Source organism: Lacinutrix undariae (assembly GCF_052934785.1).
Genome location: NZ_CM128809.1, coordinates 1,895,405 through 1,915,447, shown reverse-complemented (window position 1 = coordinate 1,915,447; position 20,043 = coordinate 1,895,405). Strand labels below are relative to the sequence as shown.

Annotated in this window: 16 protein-coding genes, 1 tRNA gene and 1 CRISPR repeat array (1 of these 18 running past the window's edge); of the genes, 1 reads left to right on the top strand and 16 read right to left on the bottom strand. The window is 31.5% G+C overall.

Translation table 11 applies throughout. The features are described from left to right. Window positions 1-597: direct repeats of the CRISPR family, unit length 36 nt; unit sequence GTTGTGGTTTGATTAAAGATTAGAAAACACGATATT (it extends 1,681 nt beyond the left edge of the window). Between the two features lie 105 nt (window positions 598-702). The 11 genes from cas2 to ACU4C5_RS08420 all read right to left on the bottom strand — a co-directional run bounded on the left by cas2 (window position 703) and on the right by ACU4C5_RS08420 (window position 13,822). Then, the gene (cas2, locus tag ACU4C5_RS08470) at window positions 703-1,032 is read right to left on the bottom strand and encodes a CRISPR-associated endonuclease Cas2 (protein WP_446843767.1); all 330 of its coding nucleotides are present in this window, start codon (window positions 1,030-1,032) and stop codon (window positions 703-705) included. After that, entirely contained in the window at window positions 1,023-1,907 is an 885-nt protein-coding gene (gene cas1 / locus ACU4C5_RS08465; protein ID WP_446843766.1) for a type II CRISPR-associated endonuclease Cas1, read from the bottom strand. Before cas1 ends, cas2 begins: the two co-directional genes overlap by 10 nt. Before the next feature lie 308 nt (window positions 1,908-2,215). Continuing rightward, a complete protein-coding gene (locus tag ACU4C5_RS08460) occupies window positions 2,216-2,695 on the bottom strand; it encodes a hypothetical protein (RefSeq protein ID WP_446843765.1) in 480 nt (159 codons plus the stop codon). A gap of 20 nt (window positions 2,696-2,715) precedes the next feature. Continuing rightward, window positions 2,716-3,387, bottom strand: a complete 672-nt coding sequence (locus tag ACU4C5_RS08455) for a hypothetical protein (protein ID WP_446843764.1) — start codon at window positions 3,385-3,387, stop codon at window positions 2,716-2,718. A 4-nt stretch (window positions 3,388-3,391) separates the two neighbouring features. Then, entirely contained in the window at window positions 3,392-4,723 is a 1,332-nt protein-coding gene (locus tag ACU4C5_RS08450; protein WP_446843763.1) for a tyrosine-type recombinase/integrase, read from the bottom strand. A 52-nt stretch (window positions 4,724-4,775) separates the two neighbouring features. Continuing rightward, window positions 4,776-4,848: transfer RNA gene (locus tag ACU4C5_RS08445), tRNA-Met, on the bottom strand. A 165-nt stretch (window positions 4,849-5,013) separates the two neighbouring features. Further along, a complete protein-coding gene (locus ACU4C5_RS08440) occupies window positions 5,014-5,919 on the bottom strand; it encodes a leucine-rich repeat domain-containing protein (RefSeq protein WP_446843762.1) in 906 nt (301 codons plus the stop codon). A 256-nt stretch (window positions 5,920-6,175) separates the two neighbouring features. Further along, window positions 6,176-7,492, bottom strand: coding sequence for a TolC family protein (locus ACU4C5_RS08435; RefSeq protein WP_446843761.1), 1,317 nt, complete (start codon window positions 7,490-7,492; stop codon window positions 6,176-6,178). Then, entirely contained in the window at window positions 7,482-10,688 is a 3,207-nt protein-coding gene (locus tag ACU4C5_RS08430) for an efflux RND transporter permease subunit (protein ID WP_446843759.1), read from the bottom strand. Before ACU4C5_RS08430 ends, ACU4C5_RS08435 begins: the two co-directional genes overlap by 11 nt. Window position 10,689: 1 nt before the next feature. Beyond that, on the bottom strand, window positions 10,690-11,823 hold the full coding sequence (locus ACU4C5_RS08425; protein ID WP_446843758.1) for an efflux RND transporter periplasmic adaptor subunit: 1,134 nt from the start codon (window positions 11,821-11,823) through the stop codon (window positions 10,690-10,692). An 88-nt stretch (window positions 11,824-11,911) separates the two neighbouring features. Further along, window positions 11,912-13,822 carry an ABC-F family ATP-binding cassette domain-containing protein gene (locus ACU4C5_RS08420; protein ID WP_446843757.1) on the bottom strand — a complete coding sequence of 637 codons (1,911 nt, stop codon included), beginning with the start codon at window positions 13,820-13,822 and terminating at the stop codon, window positions 11,912-11,914. An 84-nt stretch (window positions 13,823-13,906) separates the two neighbouring features. Between ACU4C5_RS08420 and ACU4C5_RS08415 the strand changes: the two genes are divergently transcribed. Beyond that, entirely contained in the window at window positions 13,907-14,290 is a 384-nt protein-coding gene (locus tag ACU4C5_RS08415) for a DUF983 domain-containing protein (protein ID WP_446843756.1), read from the top strand. Here the strand turns inward: ACU4C5_RS08415 and ACU4C5_RS08410 are convergent. From ACU4C5_RS08410 to porK, 5 genes are all read right to left on the bottom strand, one after another. Then, complete coding sequence (locus ACU4C5_RS08410) at window positions 14,280-15,326, bottom strand: NAD(P)/FAD-dependent oxidoreductase (protein WP_446843755.1); 1,047 nt, start codon at window positions 15,324-15,326, stop codon at window positions 14,280-14,282. The genes ACU4C5_RS08415 and ACU4C5_RS08410 overlap by 11 nt on opposite strands. 85 nt (window positions 15,327-15,411) lie before the next feature. Continuing rightward, window positions 15,412-16,302 carry a type IX secretion system ring subunit PorN/GldN gene (gene porN, locus ACU4C5_RS08405; RefSeq protein ID WP_446843754.1) on the bottom strand — a complete coding sequence of 297 codons (891 nt, stop codon included), beginning with the start codon at window positions 16,300-16,302 and terminating at the stop codon, window positions 15,412-15,414. Window positions 16,303-16,347: 45 nt separating this feature from the next. Beyond that, window positions 16,348-17,913 carry a type IX secretion system motor protein PorM/GldM gene (gene porM, locus ACU4C5_RS08400; protein WP_446843753.1) on the bottom strand — a complete coding sequence of 522 codons (1,566 nt, stop codon included), beginning with the start codon at window positions 17,911-17,913 and terminating at the stop codon, window positions 16,348-16,350. A 48-nt stretch (window positions 17,914-17,961) separates the two neighbouring features. Continuing rightward, a complete protein-coding gene (gene porL / locus ACU4C5_RS08395) occupies window positions 17,962-18,600 on the bottom strand; it encodes a type IX secretion system motor protein PorL/GldL (protein ID WP_446843752.1) in 639 nt (212 codons plus the stop codon). Window positions 18,601-18,676: 76 nt separating this feature from the next. Beyond that, on the bottom strand, window positions 18,677-20,041 hold the full coding sequence (porK, locus tag ACU4C5_RS08390; protein WP_446843751.1) for a T9SS ring complex lipoprotein PorK/GldK: 1,365 nt from the start codon (window positions 20,039-20,041) through the stop codon (window positions 18,677-18,679). Window positions 20,042-20,043: the final 2 nt, after the last annotated feature.

The following is a 20,043-nucleotide window of genomic DNA, read 5'->3' as shown; positions in this document are numbered from 1 at the left end:
TATTGATAACGGTACGTTAGCAAAACAAGATAGTGTTGTGGTTTGATTAAAGATTAGAAAACACGATATTCGATATATTGCCGAAGAGTTCGCCCGTTAAGTTGTGGTTTGATTAAAGATTAGAAAACACGATATTAGTCTTGATTAATATTTATTATCTCAAAGAGTTGTGGTTTGATTAAAGATTAGAAAACACGATATTGAATGTACAAAAAAGGAGGTATGTATTATGGTTGTGGTTTGATTAAAGATTAGAAAACACGATATTGAATAGTGAGCGCGTATGCTAATTTTATTGGTTGTGGTTTGATTAAAGATTAGAAAACACGATATTAGGAATATTACTATTTATCCATTCTAAAGGTTGTGGTTTGATTAAAGATTAGAAAACACGATATTAAACGACCAAAAAGAATGTAGTATATTTTGGTTGTGGTTTGATTAAAGATTAGAAAACACGATATTTCTATGCTGCTATTATTGGCAAAGACAATGGTTGTGGTTTGATTAAAGATTAGAAAACACGATATTTATATTAATTGAGATGTTAGGACAGCCTAAGTTGTGGTTTGATTAAAGATTAGAAAACACGATATTAGTTATCTCAAAACCCTCTATAAACTAAAGGGTTAAGAATAAATATCGATTAAAAAAATGCTTCTTTATTGCAGTGATAAGGCAATATTGAAGCATTTTTTTATTTTAAAACAACTCTAATTGAGTTGGTTGCCGTTCTTTTTCAACTTCTGTCTTACCCCAAAAATTCATAATATTTCCAAATTGCTTATCAGTAATTCTTAAAATACTCACTTTTCCAAAAGGAGGTAGTAAACGTTTTATTCTTTTCTCATGTGCATCAGCACTTTCGCTACTAGCACAGTGTCGCATATAAACAGAATATTGCATCATGTTAAAACCATCTTTTAGTAAATTTTTTCTAAATCCTGATGCATTTTTACGATCTTTAGGAGTGTCTGTTGGTAAATCAAAGAAAACAAATAACCACATAATTCTATAACCGTTTAATTCCATAATTTTGGATATGTTATTTTCTTACGCTTACCAGTATAACATTGTTGGAGTGAGCTTGCTGTTTTTTGTAACGCCACCATGAGTGGGCTTTTTTCATTTTTAAAATATACAGTTCGTGTTAATATATTAAGTAGTACAGATTTTATTTCGGTATTTAATTCTTGTTCATCATAGTGCGCCATTATAGTATGAACAACTTCATCAACTATAGGTCTATATGGCTCCATAATATCATCAGCTAAAGCAAATGCATTATATTTACTTTTATGATGTATTCCCAAAGTATTTAATAAGCCACTTCCAGAAAGCGCTCTTGCTGTTGCAGCTCTTAAAATAGCATATCCATAATTAAGAAAATTATTAGGGTAATTACCAAAGCGTTCTCGTTTAAAATCTAATTGAAAGAAAGATTTCCAATAAAAACTAGCAGCAACGGCTTCCATATTTGTTGTATCTCCACTGGTTACTTTGCTTTCTAGATATTCAAACTTGTTAGAAGCTCCTGTTATTTTTTGAAGTAATATTCCCTGATTTTTAATCTTCTCTTTTATAGTTTGCTGCCATAATTGCTTTTTAAGCGGTGCAGTTGCATTTATTTGATGCTTAAAAATTTCTTGCTGTATATGGTGACTATTTAAGTTTAAAAATAAACCATTAGGTGTATGCGTATTGTCACATATTATAACTGCTGTATTATTGCTAACAAGTAAATTTAGCGCAGGAATACTAATATAAATTTCAGGATTATCTACAACAATAAAACCTATATCTTCAATAGGTATTGTAGCATTTCGTGTTTCACTTTTAATATTAAGCTGTAGGTTTTGAGTTGTTATTTTACTCTTTTTTTCAATAAGTAGGGTCTTTTTTAACATAGTTGATCATAAAGTTTAATAGATTTAACAAAAACTCAACTAACTAGTTTACAGGATATTTACTAAAGTAATAAAATAGAACAAGAATACATTATTCGAAGTAAAAAACAATTCGTTTACTTTCAAAATTATCACTATTAAATAATCATTGTTTTACCAAAAACACAGCTAAACACATAAATAAACACACTTAAACAATCTTTTAAAACATAAAAAGAGCAAAAACAAAAAAGTGATAATTATTTATCACTTTTTTATCACTAATAATATCACCTAAATATCATCGCTTTTTTTTATAAAATACACAGCTATTTAATAGTAAGTAAATACGCTTCTAAAAGCATAAAATTAAACTCTGGACTTGAAGAGTAAGATCTTGCAAATTCATAATTCTTAGAATACTTAGATTTTTCATTCTTAACTCTAAGTATATCTAATAATACTTTATCAAATTCTATAGATAAATTTTTAGGGAGATGCATTTCTATTTTCTTCAAAATTCTAATATACCTATCAAGATCTTCTTCAGTTTCCTGAAAAGAGTTTTTATTCCGTTTAGAATACATCCATACAATTAATTGTAAAAAATCAATAGAAGTGAAAAAAGTATCTTCTTTAACAACCTCTTTCTCCTCAACACAAAGTGTTCCATCAAAATAATTAGACAATAATTCACGAATATACTTAGACACAGTTAGGCCTTCAAAATCTGACTTCTCCTTAATCCTTCTCTTTAACTCTTCTGATAGTTTTAAGTTTATAGAAGGTTGCACTACTCCTTTAGACATTGTTCTTTTATTTATAATAATTATACCTGCTTTATATTAAAAACCGTTTCTAACAAAAAGGTTTCTGCCGCTTCTTTTGTTATTAAAGGTTGTTTCTTTTTTGCCCTAGTTACTCTTGGTTTATTTTTCACCTCTAAAGGTTTTATAATTTTTTCTGTTTCTTTATTTAAAGACAAAGCTGATTTGATATCTGATAAGTCACTTTTAATAAATTTAAGAACATCTATTTGCTCTTTTACTATTGGAGCTTCCATTTGTAATACTTTAGATTGTATGTCGTCAAAATGCTTTAAAAACATCGTGGCTTGCGAATAAAAAGCATTTTCAGTTTCCTCTCTTAATATTTTCACATCTGCACAAACATTGTTTTGCATCCATTGAGAAACGAGAACCAAAAAATTAACGTGCCCCATATATTTCTCTAATAAGAAATCAAATTGAGTTTTTGATAAACGATGTCGCACATCAATCAACTTGAATATATTTTCAGCCAAAGTCATATCCTTAGAAAGGATTTTATAATTAGTCAACTGCTCTTTTAACTCGCTATCATAACCCTCACTATCAATAAAAATAATAAGATTAAAGTATGCCTCATCGTCTGTATCAGGAAACAATTGTTTTGGTATATAAAATATGAAAGGCTTATAAAGAGTTTTCCATAGTTTATCAAATAGTTTTTCTAACTCCATAGTTCTATTTTAATAATTCTGAATAATCCTCTGGAAGCTCCGCATCAATATCTCTAAGGTATTTTTGTAAAGCAGACATTGACGAATGACCTGTTATTAACATTAATTTACTTTTTGCTTCAAAAGGAGAAGATCCTTTTACTAACGCTCTGTAAAGTTTTGTTATATAAGTATGCCTAAAACTGTATAAACCATAATCTGTGCCTAGTTCAAAATGATCTTTAACAACCTTTTTAAAACGTTTTGAAAAATAATCTCGTTTATTATCTACACTCGTAGTCCACTCACCCCCTATTTTATCTGGTGTAAATAAAGAAAGAGAAGCATCCATTTCTGAAAGATCAGGTAAATCGTTTATTAATAAATCGGGTATGATTTTAGTTTTTAAAGGACTGTTCTTCGCTTTAAACTTAATCACTTTATTTTTTAAGTCTATATCACCTACTTTTAATCTACAAACCTCTATTGGTCTTAAAAAGTTGTAGGATATAAACTTAATATACAATAACAACAAAGCATCTTTAGATTCTAGGTATTCGTAAATCTCTTCCTGCTTTTCTTTGGTGTAAGTCTTATTTCTTTGTGGGATAGTTTTTAATACAGGAATTCGTTTTATAAAATTAGTAGGCACAATATCATTATCTTCTAAAACCTGTATAATACTACTTAAATCAACTCTAAAGTTATTTCTATTACGTGCACTTGTATTATCTAGAACATGATTTAAAAAACCTGTTACGAGCTTTCTGTTAAGTTGATCTATATTGGTAACCTCTGGATGAGATTCCTTAATCCATTTCAGAAAATTACTTATTCTATTTTCATAAGATCGTTTAGTCGTCTTACTTAATAATTTCTCTTTTAGCTTCAATCCAAAAGCAAAAGCATCTTTTATAGACATCGACGGTTCTTTTACTTCCGCTACTTCTTTTTCAAGCACCACAACATCTTTCTTAACTTCTAATGTATTTGTTTTTGAGCTTGCTGGTTTTACACTAGTCTCTTTATTTTGCTTTTCGAATAATACTGTATTATCTTCAAAAGGATTATACCCCTCTTTAAGTAACTTCAACAAAACTTTTCGGTAAACGGTTAAAACCTCTAATCGTGCTTCTTTTGTTTTATATGTATTTGCATCTCCATATATAGGAGTGACTCTTTTTAACTTTCCTGTTTTAGGATTTCGATAGGAAAAATAAACATACCAGCGTTTTTTTATATCACCTTTTGCTGTATATATTTTGGGGTCGGAAAAATTTCTTTTTTGTAACAAATCGTATGCACTTTCGTATTCACTATTGTATGCAAAGTTAATTAATTGCTTAAATGTAGGCATAAAAAAAACGGTTTAGTTACCTAAACCGCTTATTCACAAGCTTTAAACTTAGTAGCGGGAACTGGACTCGAACCAGTGACCTTCGGGTTATGAGCCCGACGAGCTACCTACTGCTCTATCCCGCGATGTTAATTTGAAACACAAACCTTAGCTTTTAACTTTCGATTCATAATGTCGATGTTGTTGTTTCGGACTGCAAATATACGACTCTTTTTAAGACTACCAACTATATTTCAAAAAAAAATCAACATTTTTTTGTTGATTTTTTTAAAGCTATATGTTTTTACAACTTAATCCTCTGAATCTAAAGTCACTATGGTTCCTCTAGAATTTGTATGGTCGATATCAAAATCTATAATATTTGGAAATTTTTCTTGTAATGATACTAAATCACCTTTAAAACCATTATTCCCTAGAAGTAAAACTTTCAAATTTGAAAGGTTTGCTAATTCATTTGGAAGGTTTCCGTAAAATGCATTGTTAGATAATACCAACTCTTCTAAATTAGCCAACTCTCCTATTGATGATGGTACAACACCTAATAAATTATTATCAAATACACTTAAAACTTTAAGTTCCTTTAATTTTGAGATGCTTCTAGGTAGTTTCCCTGTAAGTCTATTACTACTTATCATTAACTCGTTTAAGTTTGTTAAAGATGCAATTGAATCGGGAATACCTCCTGTAATATTATTATTGTATAACGACAGTGTTTTTAAGTTTGTTAAGTTTCCAATAGATACCGGAATAATTCCTTCAATTCTATTCATAAATAACTCTAACACTTCTAAAGATTCTAATTGACTAATTGCTTCAGGTAATTCTCCAGTAAGTTTATTGAAAGCAATATTAATTTCTTTTACAGCTTTTAAATTTGAGATTGTATTAGGAAGGTTTCCTGTAATGTTATTTCTGAAGAAATTAATTTTTTCAATATGAACTAGATCTCCTATTTGGATTGGTAAATTTCCCTGTAAGTTATTAAACTCTAAATTTAATTCTACAACGTGATCATTTTTAATAACAACTCCATACCAAGTAGATACTGGAGCATTCAAATCCCAAGCTGTAAACCAAGATTCACCTTCTGTTGCATTATGTAATGCTACTAAAGCTTCTTTTTCTTTTAAAGAAATATTCCCGAAAGAAAGCACTGTCATTAAACAGAATAATAAGGTGATTTTAAATAGTTTCATAATATGTAATATTTGTGAGGGATACATTTATATTACGAATATAGACACATATCGCTAAACTACCAACTTTTTTCGACGAACGGTAACCTTAAAATAAAAAACAAGAATTCAACTAGCTAAAAAACAGGTTTTTAAGATTTCGGTAAAAACAATTAATTGTCAAAAATAAGCAAAAAAATCTATTAGTAATCACCTAAAAACAAGACGAATACAAATTCATGTTTTAACTAAAAGCAGCTATAATTTAGTAATAAAATTAGAAGTTTACATTCAATAATTCACCACTTAATTGCAATACTTCAAGTTCAGATAACTTAGCATCATATTTAGCTTGATTTCTACTAACTTCAGTATTTAGTAGGTTTAACTGGGCTTGACGAAACTCAATAGAAGTAACTTGTCCTAATTTAAAATTCTCATTAGTACGTTCAAAATTATTTTTAGCTGTAACAATATTGCGTTCTTGCACTTGGTAAATGATTAATTTATTTTGATAATCGTCCCAAGCGTTATTAAAATTACGTTCAACATCAATTAAAATTTGTTCTTTTTGAAGTTGCTGACTTTCAAGATTAATCTTTGCGTTCTTTACGTTAGTGATTGTACTTCCGCCATCAAAAATATCCCAACTCAAGCTCAAACCTCCTGTTAAACCTGTATTTGTAGATACAGATACAAATGAAGCGCCATTGTTATTATTTTTATTCCAGCCATAAGATCCAATTAAATCCAAGGTTGGTAAATAAGATGATTTGTTAGATTTGATATCATACTCTCCAATTAAAATATTTTTATCTAACTGTAATAACGAAACATTATTACGTTTCATTTTCTCTAACATATCTGCCTTATCTAATCCAAAAGCAAAAGTAACAAGGGTATCAACCTTAAAGTTAGATTGCAGCACATTACCTAGAACAAAGTTTAAATCACGTTTAGAGTTCTTTAATTCTTGTCGTTCATTAATAATATTAATACTGTCGTTATTAATATCAACTTCAGCATTAAGAACTTCTAATTTTGAACTTTGTCCATATTCAAATTGATAATCGGCACGTGTTAATCTGTTTTTTGAAATCTCAAGAGTTTCCTGTAAGGCATTTGCATTTTCAGTAAGTTTTGCTACGGTATAATAAACAGATAACAACTCAATCATAGTACTTTCAATAGTTTCACGAGCTTCTAATTCAGACAACTGATATTCTTCTTTAAGTTGCTTGTAGTCGTAACGCCTACCTTGTCCATCAAAAAGGGTATAATTTAAATTTAAAGAAGCGTTATAGTTTGAACTTTCAGCTCCATTTAAAGTGGTAACATCACCAGATGAAAATTCAGATTCATTATTATCTAAATTATAATTTGCACCTGCATTTCCTGTTAGCGTTGGCAAATAGCCAGAATTTAAAATACTAGTATTATTTTCGGCAACTTCTACACTTTTGTTAGCAATTTTAATTCCGTAATTATTTTCTAAAGCTAATGAAACCGCTTTTGAAACGGGTAAAGATTCTTGTGCCGATACTGTAATTACAAAAAACAGCGTAAAGGTTTGTATGATGATTTTAATGTTCATTATCTTCTTCGTTTTGCTCTTTAATAGCGCGTTCAACTTCTTCTTTAGTTACTTTATTACCCGTAATTAACCATTTTGTTTTCTGCTTAATAGAATTACTGAATGATAAAAATAAAGGCAATACCAATAATGTTAAAACTGTAGCATAAGCAATTCCAAAAGAGATGGAAATCGCCATTGGTATTAAAAATTGCGCCTGACGACTTTCTTCTAATAATAAAGGAGCTAAACCAGCTATTGTGGTTAATGAGGTTAAAAAGATTGCTCTAAATCTAGATTTACCAGCTTCTTTTAAAGCGTCATCAAATTTTAATCCTTCTTTTAAATTGGTGTTGAATTTACCTATCAATACCAAACCATCATTTACCATAATACCTATTAAAGCAATAATACCTAATAACGACAATACGTTTACTGGAAAACCTAATAACCAATGTCCCCAAGCTACTGCTGTTAAACTGAATGGTATTAATAATAGTAATAATAAAGGCTGACTCAAACTACGGAAAGTAAAAGCAATCGTGATATAAATAAGCAGAATAATTATGGATCCCGCACTTTTTAATGAGCTATTTAGCTTGTCTTTCTCTCTGTTTTGACCTTCATAGGATGCAGAAAGTGTAGGGTATTTTGATTTTAAATCTACCATAACACGAGATTTTATATCATCAATAATATCTGTAGTACTTGTACTTGGATCTTTTAAATCTGCAAATACTTGTATTTCTCTACGTCCTTCAAGGTGATTTATAGCTACATCGCCACGTTCAATAACATAACTCGCAATATCTTTTAATGTAACACGCTCGCCTGATGGTGTTACAATTCGCATATCATCCAAGTCATTTATTGATGCTCTGTTTGCAATGTCGTAACGCACCCAAACTTTAATTTCATCTTGTCCTCTTTGAAAACGTTGTGCTTGTACTCCAAAAAATCCGCCTCTAATTTGACTCATCACATTTTGTAAGTCTAAACCTAATAAATAAGCACTTTCACGAAGTTCTAATCGTATTTCTTTAATTCCGGCAGGATCATTATCGGCAACATCTTTTAATAAAGGATTTGCTTCTAAAACAGATTTCAATTCTATTTTTGCGGCTTTTAATTCTTCAATATTATTACTTAATAGAGAAACAGACACTGGACTTCCACCAAAATTTCCTCCCGAACCAAAAATTAATCGTTCTGTTCCAACAACAGAACCAACTAAATCACTTAACCTGTTAGCCACCATGGCTGAACTAATTTCGTTAGGACGTTCTTCTCCTGGCAACATATTAATTTTTAATGCTGCGCTTGAAGCACTATTTAATGTTTTAATAGTGTTTACAAATAAAACTTTATCAGTACCTTCTAAGTATGTTTCTGTAAATTCTTCATTTACAATATATGCTTTTTCTTCAATCATATTAATAATTGAATCGGTCACTTTTACATTTGTTCCGTTAGGCATTTCCAATTGAATAGACACACTATCACTGGCAACACTAGGGAAAATAGTAACTCCAATAACACCACCACCAATTGCACCGATAGTTAAGATTAATGCACCTACAAAAATTCCCAAGGATAATATTTTAAATTCAAAAACGAAGTCTAAAATTGGCACATATAAACGTTCTCTTAAAAACGTCATTAAGCGATCACCATAAGCATTAATTCCTCGCATTTTGGCAAAAAACTGTTTCATTTTAGATTTTGGAGCATCGTCATTTTCTTTATCACGACGTAAAGCTTTTGAATGGGCTAAATGAGCTGGTAAAATGATGAGTGCTTCAACTAACGACACCACTAATGTTAGAATAACGATCACCGAAACTTCACTAAAAAACTCCCCTATCTTACTTTCTAAAAATAAAAATGTAGAGAATGCTAATAGTGTTGTAATGATTGCTGAAACTACAGGAGGAATAACCTCTAAAGTTCCATCAATAGCGGCATCAACAGGGCTTTTTCCTTTTTCATAATGCTGGTAGATGTTTTCGGCAATAACAATTCCGTCATCCACCAAAATACCAATAACTATAATCATCCCAAAAAGAGATAATACGTTTATGGTGACATCAAATTGACCGGCGAATATGAACATTCCTAAAAATGAAATTGGCAAACCAAAAGCTACCCAAAAGGCTAAACGTGTATTTAAAAATAACGATAAGAAAAGGAGTACCAATAGCATCCCTACAATAGCATTTTCTGTAAGTAATTGTGTACGTTGATTAAGAGTTACCGAGCGATCATCAATCACATCTAATCGCACATTATTATGAACTTGATTATAATTTTCTATATAATCTCTAACTTTTTCTGCGGAAGACACTAAATCCTCATTATCTGTACTAGTAACACTTACATTTACGGATAACTCTTTATTAAAATAGGCAACAGTTGGCGTTTCAGAAAAACGATCTCGTAAAATCGCTACATCTTTTAAGCGTACTGTTTTACCGTCGTTACTTGCACGAACTACAACATTAGATAAATCTTTACTGTAATACGATCTGTTATTGGCACGAATTAAATATTCTTCGGCATCAGTTTTAATATTCCCACCGGTTACCAAAATATTTGAAGCACTTACGGCATCTGCCACTTCATTAAAAGTAATATTATAAGCTAACAAACTATTTTCGTTAACGGCAATTTCAATCTCTTCTTCTGGATACCCAGAAACTTCTACTTGCGAAATCCCTTCAATAGCTCTTAAATCGTTCTCAACTTCTCGTCCAATTTGTTTTAAAGTGACCAACGGAATATTTGTTCCACTAATAGCGAATGAAATAGTTTCTCTTACATTTTCGGTTTTTGCAACCACTAAAGGTTCCATTCCGGTAGGGAAAGATGGCACACGATCAACCGCATTTTTAACTTCTAAAAGCATAAAATCTATGCTTTCGCCTTTTTCAATTTCAACAGTAATGGTTCCACTATTTTCTTTTGAAGTTGACGTAACACGATCTACACCGGTTAATCCTTTTAAATTATCTTCTACCTGAAGTACAATTCCTTCTTCAATTTCTTGAGGAGACGCACCAGGATAAGCTATTTGAATGGTAATTATTTTTGATTCTACTAATGGAAAAAACGAAGACTTTAACGAGTACAATCCAATAATACCGAATACTGTAAATGCTAATATAAAAACAGTAACAGCAACGTGATATTTTATAAAATACGAAATTATTTTTCTCATCTTAGTCGTTTGATTGGGTTGTTGCTGTATCTTCAAAAACTTTCACCAACATACCAGCATACGCTCCTGGAACAGGACTTGATAAAATAACACTTCCGTTTGGCACATCTTTAAGTACCACTTTGGTATCACTAAAATAGATAGGTTTTACAGGAATTACATCCAAAACACTATCTCTAACTACATATATATTTTGAGTTTCTAGAAGTAAGTTTCTATCTATTTCAATAGCATTTTCTTCTTGTTTTGCATTTAATTGTGCTTCTAGATACATTCCTTCTTTTAAGGTATCATCTTTAACTTCAATAAACACCGTTACCGTTTGGGTAGTAGCATCAATACTTCCGTTAACACGAGAAACAATTCCTTTAAATGTTTGCGTGCCTTCAAGATTATTCAGTACTACATTTTCGCCTACTTTTAAAAGTGACACGTAAGATTTACTAATAGAGACTTCCATTTCGTAAACTGCAGGATTAATATATTCTCCTAATTTTTGTCCGCCTCTAATTAAAGTTCCTTCGGTAACTAAAGCTTCGGTAAGAATCCCGTTAAAAGGTGCCGAAATAGTATATTTAGATAAACGTTGCTCTAAAGTTTTCACATTATAATATTGCGACACAATACCACGACCTGTAATAAAATAGTTTTCCTTATCGGAAGTCATCTGTGGAAGTTCTGGCGTGCTTTTGTTTAAATTGAAGCCTTTAAGATAGGTTTCCCATTTAGCAAATACTTCAGGAAAATCTAGTCTTAAATCTGCCATAACCGCAGTGATCGCATTATACAATTCACTTTTTGCAGATTGTACAGTTGCATAATATTCCGAAGCATTAATACGAATTAACGATTGCCCTTTTTTGTATTCTTGTCCTGGTTTAAATAAGGTTGACCCCGAAGAAAACACACCTTCTACTTCAGCATACAACTCTACACGTTGTTTTGCTGTAAGGTTTCCGTTTGCAGGAATTATAATAGGTATTGTTGCATTCTTTACCGTATCAACAAAAACAGTTTTTACTACTTTTTTTGGTACTGGTTTTACCTTATGTTTATTTTGAATTAAAAGGTATGCAATAAAAATTGACGCAACAATAAGCAATACGCCTAAAATTGTAAGTATAAGTTTTCTCATTATGGAGGTTGGTTATATATAACGTTAGACGTAAAAGGAAGCGTTCTGTTTAGTTTTAAGTTGTTAAAGTAAACTTAAATCTGAACTATTAAGATTCTATATTATCAATCTCTTCTTGTATAGCCTCCCAATCTTCCATTAATTGGGTTAAATCATCTTTTTTAGCTTGATACTTATCAAAAAATCCAGGTTTTGCGGCAACTACATCATAATTAGCGGCTAATTCCTGATCTAACTTTTTAATATCTTTTTCTACTTGATTAATTTTTGCTTCAGTATTACTCAATCTGTTACTTAAAGATTTAAGTTTTTTCTGCTCTTTGTACGTATGTTTATTACTTTCTTTAGGTTGTTCTTTAACCACATCGCGTTTTTCAACTTCACGTAAGTTATCTACATTACGTTGCTCTAAATAGTAGTCAATATCTCCTAAATATTCTTTTATTTTTTGATCTTTAAATTCATAAATCGTATCGGTTAATCCTTGTAAGAAATCTCTATCGTGAGATACTAATATTAAAGTTCCTTCAAATTTCCTTAGAGCTTCTTTTAATACGTTTTTAGATTTTATATCCAGGTGATTGGTAGGCTCATCCATTATCAACACATTAAGTGGTTGTAACATTAATTTAGCTAATGCCAAACGGTTACGTTCCCCTCCAGATAATACACGTACATATTTTTCTGCCTCTTCACCTCTAAATAAAAATGACCCTAAAATATCACGTACTTTACTTCGGTTGGTTTCATTGGCTGCATCAATCATGGTATCTAAAACCGTTTTGCTACCATCTAAATATTCGGCTTGATTTTGAGCAAAATATCCAATCTGTACATTATGACCAAGTTTTAAATGTCCGGTATGTTTTAAATCTCCAACAAGAATTTTTGCTAAAGTAGATTTCCCTTGTCCATTTTGACCAACAAAAGCAGTTTTTGTATTACGCTCAATACTTAAATCGATGTCTTTTAAAACTTGTAAGTCACCATATATTTTTGAAATTCCTTCAGCTTCAACAACCACTTTACCTGGTGTAATTGATACTGGAAAATTAAGTGTCATTACACTGTTATCATCTTCATCAACTTCAATACGGTCAATTTTATCTAATTTTTTAATCAGTGATTGCGCCATAGTTGCTTTAGAAGCTTTTGCTCTAAATTTCTCGATCAACTTTTCGGTTTGTTCAATCTGTTTTTGCTGATTTTTTTGAGAAGCTAATTGTTGTGCTTTTAGCTCGTTTCTAAGTACTAAAAACTGAGAGTATGCTTTTGGATAATCGTAAATTCTACCTAATGAAATTTCAATAGTACGATTGGTCACGTTATCTAAAAACATTTTATCGTGCGATACAATAGCTACAGCTCCTGAATATCCTTTTAAGAAATTCTCTAACCAAATGATAGACTCTATATCCAAGTGATTGGTAGGCTCATCCAGTAGTAAGATATCGTTATTTTGTAATAATAGTTTTGCTAATTCAATACGCATACGCCAACCTCCCGAAAAGGTATCGGTAAGTTTATTAAAATCTTCACGTTTAAAACCTAAACCTTGAAGAATTTTTTCGGTTTCACCTTGATAGTTATAACCTCCAATAATTTCGTATTTATGTTGTACATCATTAAGGTCGATCATTAATTGATTATACCCTTCACTTTCGTAATCTGTACGTTCAACCAACTGATGATTAATTTCATCTATTTTAAGTTCTAAAGCTTTAATTTCATGAAAAGCTTGGTATGATTCTTCTAAAACTGTACGTCCTAAAACAAAATCTATATCTTGTTTTAAGAACCCCATACTTAGATTTTTATCAGCAGCTATTTGTCCTGAATCTGGCTCAATTTCTTTAGAAAGAATTTTAAGCATTGTAGATTTTCCTGCTCCATTTTTTCCGATAAGACCAATACGGTCTCCAGGACTTAATTTGAACGTGATATCTTCAAATAGATAGGTCCCTTGAAAAGAAATAGAAAGATTATGAATATTCAGCATTTTGTTACAATTGTTACAATACAGGTTTAAATAAATAGCTACTTTTGTAATAGAATTACAAAGCGCAAAAGTAACTGTTTTATTATGATAAAAAAAGGCTCTAAATTATATAGTATTTTCACAGGAAGTTGTCCTAAATGTCAACACGAATCTATGTATGTAAAGAAAAACCCATACATATTGTCTCACGCTATAAAAATGCATAGTAATTGTTCTAATTGCGGTACGAAATATGAGATGGAACCGTCATTTTTTTACGGATCGATGTACGTGAGTTATGGTGTAGGTATTGCTTTTGCAGTAGCTGCTTTTGTAATTAGTTACTTATTTTTAGGTGGAGGCTTAGTCACTTCTTTCTTTGTTATTGTGGCAACCTTAATTGGCTTTGGGCCAATAATAATGCGTTTATCAAGAAATATATGGATTAACTTTTTTGTGCATTATGATAAGAAGTACTCTAAGAAGTAGTAAACCTATTAATATTTATTTCGGTATCTAAAGGTGTATTATTTTCAATAAAATGAAATAATTGTTCAGCAACATAAGGCGCAATCATTACACCACGTGTTCCTAATCCATTTAATACAAAATAGTTTTTATAAGTATTGTGTTGTCCAATTAAAGGGCGTCTGTCTTTTACTGTTGGTCTTACTCCTGCGACTTGATTGACAACTTCAAAATCACAATTAATGAATGTTTTTAGTTTACGAACAAGCTCATCTTTACCAGATTCTGTAATTTCATTAGTCGTATCTTTCCAATTATATGTTGCACCAACAGCATATAAATCATTTTCTAGAGGCACCACAAATACCGATGATTTTAAAATATAATCAATCTTTAAATCGGGTGCTTTAATAGTTAATATTTCACCTTTAGCAACATTAAGAGGCAGGTGATTAAAGAACGGGTTTTTAACCACGCCAAAACCTTCAGCAAACACAATTTGATTGGCTTCAATGGTTTTATAATTTACTGAGTTTTCATTTTGAATTAGCGCCTCGTAATCAAAACCAATTTCTTGCAAACAATCTTTAGATTTTAAATAATTCTTATATGCAGGAACTAGTGTACTTGTATCTATTCTACCTGTTTGTAATACTTTTCCGAAGCCAAAAGGTGCCTCAACAGAAAGATTATCATTCTTTACCAATTGCGTAGATAAATAAGGTTCTAACGAAGGTTTATCTGCAGCTGTAAACCATTCATTTTGTTCTTCAATAGAATAAAACTTACGATATACCGGTAACTTATAATCTAACTTAACATCTAGTAATTCTTCAAGTAATTTATATTTTGGTAAGGCTAATTGTAATTGCTCATCAGATTTCCAAACTTCTGTAAATCGTTTTAAAACTACAGGGTTATACAATCCTGCTGCAACAACAGACGAATGCTGAGAAGCATTATCAAACACTATAAATGTTTTGTTATTTGCTTTTAAAAGTTCACAAAAAGCAATACCTGCTAAACCACAACCTACAATAATATAATCTACTTTCATAGTGACAAAGATACTAAGGTTTGGGTTCAGTTTTAAACAAAAAAAGCCCACTTTTCAGTGGGCTTTTATATTTTATGGTTTTAACTTAGTAAGACCACATATCTTGTTCGAAATTTCTAATCTTTTCTTTGATTCTATCAGATTCCAACATTTGCATTAAAGCATTATCAGCAACATACTCTTTAACTTCTCTATCACCATATACATTTTCTTCTTTGTACATGTAAGCGTTAAATCGTCTAGCATTTAGCATGTGATCAAAAGATACAGGCATTGCACTATTTTTGTTATTGAATGCTTTAGCTTCATGTAACACTTCTCTTACTTCTGGAAAAAATAACCAGAATAAAGGATTTGGAACTTGATTTTCTGCATCTAAAAAGTTAACATCCGGAGCTGCTGGAGCAATACCAAGAATTCTGTATTTTAATTCACCTTGACGTTTATCAAAATACCATAATCCTTTTAACAAATAAGCACTTACGTGGTAAGCATCTATTGTAGTAGTGGTAATATACTCAGGATCTACATAACCATCTGCATTAAACTGGTCGTAACCAACATCTAATGTATCAATTTTAGTAGTAATATCCTTAATCTCTTTCTCTGTACGCTTAGTAGTAAAATAAGAATCGCTATAAACGTTTTTGATTTTACCTGCTTTAATAGCGTTTAATAACACGTAGTAAAGAGGTCTTCTATTTTTACCAATATTATTAGTATCTGTAGGATAGTATAATGGAAAGTTAACACGTTCATCAAGAACGATTTTTTCCCATGTCATTTTAGAGTATAAAATGTCTCTATCATCTACATAACCATATTCTAACGGCTTGTCATTATCCAAAGCTAACTGAGCTTCTGTTTTAACTCCTATCTCTTCTGCAGCATTTGCGTTTAAAACGTTTGCTTGAGAAAACATGCTAGAGCTAAGACCAACAGTTAGAGCTACTGATAATAAAAATTTATAATTCATCTTCATTCTTTTTTTTATTAATTACTACTAAAAACGTTTGTTGATTTAGTTAGATAATTCAATTACAATAGGTGCAGCTGGTTTAATAACTGGTCCATTACTTCTCGATTTAATTTCGAAAATCTGTACTGCATCACCACGTTTAGCTTGAGATAAAGCAGACTTTGCAGCTCCACTTAATCTATTACCTGAACATGTAATTGATGGTTTTCCTGGTACTTTAATTTTAAATCCTGTAACAGTTAAAGGTAAATCGAAATCAAAGTCTTCTAAAATTGCTTCAACTCTACCAATAGCAACATTGTTTCTTGGTAATTTGAAAGAACCTGTTTTACCAGCCATTCTTCCTGAAGGTTTAGGAATATCTTTAATTCTGAAAGTTGCTTTATCACTTACACGATCACCATTATCTAAAGTAGCAGTTACACTAATTGAAACTTCTCTACCTGATGTTGGCTTCATGTTGTATTTTCCTGATCCTGATGCTCTAGTTAATCCGTTTCCTGATGCAGAAACTTTATTATCTGGTACACCTGCAAAAGAAATTGTCATTGGGTTATTAACACCACGATATACAACGTTCATTTTATCTGCAGAAATAGTAGCAGAGTTTGGTTTTGGTACAACAACATAGTTTCCAATGATATCAATAGGAAGTTCTTTCCCATCTTCCATGAAAGTAAATTTACCTTCAATATCATGTTCTCCTACGTTACCTACGTTGAAATCTAATCTTGCAGCTCCTGTAGAATCAATAGCATTTGATAAATCAATTTCTTGACCTTGTACCATTAATTTTGTAGGTGTTACATTAGAGTATTTACCTAATACAACTTTACCTTGGAATTTCTCACCAGCAAAAAATGCTGATTTATCTGCGATAACAATTGCTTTGTAGTTTTTAAGAGATGTTGCAGAACTTACAAGATTACCTAAGAAACCATTATAAATGTTAGTTTCAGTAGATTTAATATCGTTTTGTAATGCAGTAATCTTAGTATAAGATGCGATAGAAGGGAATCCTTGAAAATGGTAATCTAACCATAATTTCTTAACACCATCTTTATCGGCAACTTTACCAGTATAAAAACGCTCTTCAAAACTTTTAATAACTGGAGCCCATTTAGCTTCGTTACCAACTATTTTTTTCACGTCTGCTTTATACTTGTTGATTGCTCCAACAACTTCTTCACCACGTTTAGTAAGTCCATCACCGTTAAACCAAAGTTCAGTTAACTTATCTCCCTTATCCATTTCTTCGTAAGGTAAACTTCCGTCTTCTTCTCTTTCGTATCCTCCTTTAGTAACAATATCATCTTGCTTTACGTTCTCTAAGAACTTAAATAAATCATCTGATACTTTACTGATTTGTTCAGCTTTTTTAGCAGATTCACCAAAATTTTCTGGTTGATCTTCAGCTTTACTTTTTAATTGATTTAAGATGCCTTCATTTGATGCTGCAGCTAATACGTTAGCTTTATCAAATTTTTCATCCATTAACCCAAATGCAGATAATACCTCTTTTGACATTGTCATTGCGATCATCGCGATGAATACCAAATACATTAAGTTAATCATTTTCTGTCTTGCGGACTGTTTTCCTCCTGCCATGCTAATTAGTTTTTTTAAATATTATTAATAGTAATAATTAGTTACTAATTAGTTTTTGTTCATTGCAGTTAACATTCCACCATATACACCGTTTAAAGATGATAAGTTTGATGCTAAAGATTGCATTTGTTCTTTTAATTTAGTTGCGTTTTCAACAGCTTCTTCATTAATAGATGCTTGACGGCTTGCGCTATCCATTTGTACTTTGTATAAGCTATTTAATGACTCTAATTGTGCAGCAGCTAATGTCATTTGCTCACCGTATTTTTTAGTTGAAGCGATAGAATCTACAGTTGGAGAAATTCCTTTTGCAGCACCTTCAAAGTTTTTAATACTTGTTCCTAAGCTTTCCATTAATGCACCATCAATTTTAGCTTCTTTTAATAAGTTGTCTAATTTTTTAGATAATAATCCATCTGCGTCAGTTGGAGCTTCTACTTTACCTCCTTTTTTAGGTGCAGATTGTCCTCCTGTTAATTCAGGGTAAACTAAAGACCAATCTAATTCATTTCCTTGTTTTTCAAAAGCAGAAATTGCGAATACAACAGCTTCAACAACCATTCCTAATGTTAAAATTTGAGAACCATAAGGCCAGTGTTGAATTTTAAATAGAGCTCCTACGATTACAATTGCAGCTCCTAGTCCATAGACCATGTTCATTGTTGAAAGTTTTCCTTTTTGTGCCATAATACTTTGTGTTTAGTTTTTTAAGTTAATTACTTAAGTTGTTAGTTTGGTTAATAATAGTTGTTAATGTTGTTAGTTAGTTTGTTGCTGCGTTTTTAGTTACTTCTGTTCCCATGTAATCTTGAACAGTTCTAAAACCGATATAACTTCTTGCTGAATCTGCGTACTCATAATCTCTTGAACTCACTTGTAAGAAATAAGCTACATCTTTCCATGATCCACCACGTACAACTTTACGTTGATTGTCTTGGTCATTTACAGAAGGATTAATTGTAGAAGAATATTCGTAAGATCCTGCATCGTAAGACCCATACACCCACTCTGAAACGTTACCTGCCATATTGTATAGGTTAAAATCGTTTGGTTCGTAAGCATCTGCTTCAACAGTATATAATGCTTGATCTGCTGCGTAATCTCCACGTAAAGGTTTAAAATTTGCCATAAAACAACCTCTATCGTTTTTCGCGTAAGGACCACCCCAAGGGTAAGTTGCTCCTTGAAGACCCCCTCTAGCTGCATATTCCCATTCAGCTTCAGATGGTAATCTAAATTTATTCACAAACGCTTTACCTCTTTCTTTTTGGTAACCGTTTTTATTTAATGTTCTCCATTGACAGAATGCATTAGCTTGTTTCCAAGACACACCAACTACAGGATATTCTCCGTAAGCATCGTGCCAGAAATAATCATTATGCATTGGTTCATTATAAGAGTAAGCGAAATCTCTAATCCAAGCAGTAGTATCTGGGTAAACAGTTACTTCTTCAGTAATTAAAACATCACTACGTCTTAAACTACGATCTTTTGCAGCTTTTTGAATGTCCATGTGTGTGTATTGAAATTTAAATTTCTCTACATCCCAAGTACGTTGTCCATTATAAGATTCTTCTAAAGGTAAGTACATTGTATCCATAACCTCAGCATAATACTCATCAGGATATTCATCTGTGTTAAAGATAAGCTCAACGTCATTGTTTAGTTTTCTACCTTCATAACCTGTAGGACCTAAGCCACTATAGTTATCCATCATGTATTTTTCATAAACACTCATGTTAGATGAATCGGCATCTTTAAATGCAAATTCTCCAACACCACCATCAGCTTGTGCAATTCCAAACTCATCTGCAATAATTGCAAGTCTGGTTCTGATAGTTGAGTCTCTTACCCAATTTACAAACTGACGGTACTCTCCGTTTGTAATTTCAGTTTCATCCATATAGAAAGCTCTAACAGTTGCTGTTCTAGTTGGTGCATCTTGTACTCCTGCTAAATCATCATCTGATTTCCCCATAATAAATGCTCCTCCAGGAACAAGTGTCATACCATAAGGCTTTTCTGGGTGCCATTTCTTTCCTTTAACTCCAACTAGTTCTCCTCTGTCTCCAGAGCCACAACTGACCATAAGAGCTAAAATAGCGGTTAATAATGCAAACTTCTTCATAT

Bases quoted from the DNA above. Each gene is read 5' to 3' on its own strand.
- ACU4C5_RS08435 (WP_446843761.1), bottom strand. From the start codon at position 7,492: ATGAACATTAAAATCATCATACAAACCTTTACGCTGTTTTTTGTAATT.
- ACU4C5_RS08425 (WP_446843758.1), bottom strand. From the start codon at position 11,823: ATGAGAAAACTTATACTTACAATTTTAGGCGTATTGCTTATTGTTGCG.
- ACU4C5_RS08450 (WP_446843763.1), bottom strand. From the start codon at position 4,723: ATGCCTACATTTAAGCAATTAATTAACTTTGCATACAATAGTGAATAC.
- ACU4C5_RS08440 (WP_446843762.1), bottom strand. From the start codon at position 5,919: ATGAAACTATTTAAAATCACCTTATTATTCTGTTTAATGACAGTGCTT.
- ACU4C5_RS08460 (WP_446843765.1), bottom strand. From the start codon at position 2,695: ATGTCTAAAGGAGTAGTGCAACCTTCTATAAACTTAAAACTATCAGAA.
- cas2 (WP_446843767.1), bottom strand. From the start codon at position 1,032: ATGGAATTAAACGGTTATAGAATTATGTGGTTATTTGTTTTCTTTGAT.
- cas1 (WP_446843766.1), bottom strand. From the start codon at position 1,907: ATGTTAAAAAAGACCCTACTTATTGAAAAAAAGAGTAAAATAACAACT.
- porM (WP_446843753.1), bottom strand. From the start codon at position 17,913: ATGGCAGGAGGAAAACAGTCCGCAAGACAGAAAATGATTAACTTAATG.
- ACU4C5_RS08415 (WP_446843756.1), top strand. From the start codon at position 13,907: ATGATAAAAAAAGGCTCTAAATTATATAGTATTTTCACAGGAAGTTGT.
- ACU4C5_RS08420 (WP_446843757.1), bottom strand. From the start codon at position 13,822: ATGCTGAATATTCATAATCTTTCTATTTCTTTTCAAGGGACCTATCTA.
- porN (WP_446843754.1), bottom strand. From the start codon at position 16,302: ATGAATTATAAATTTTTATTATCAGTAGCTCTAACTGTTGGTCTTAGC.
- porK (WP_446843751.1), bottom strand. From the start codon at position 20,041: ATGAAGAAGTTTGCATTATTAACCGCTATTTTAGCTCTTATGGTCAGT.
- ACU4C5_RS08455 (WP_446843764.1), bottom strand. From the start codon at position 3,387: ATGGAGTTAGAAAAACTATTTGATAAACTATGGAAAACTCTTTATAAG.
- porL (WP_446843752.1), bottom strand. From the start codon at position 18,600: ATGGCACAAAAAGGAAAACTTTCAACAATGAACATGGTCTATGGACTA.
- ACU4C5_RS08410 (WP_446843755.1), bottom strand. From the start codon at position 15,326: ATGAAAGTAGATTATATTATTGTAGGTTGTGGTTTAGCAGGTATTGCT.
- ACU4C5_RS08430 (WP_446843759.1), bottom strand. From the start codon at position 10,688: ATGAGAAAAATAATTTCGTATTTTATAAAATATCACGTTGCTGTTACT.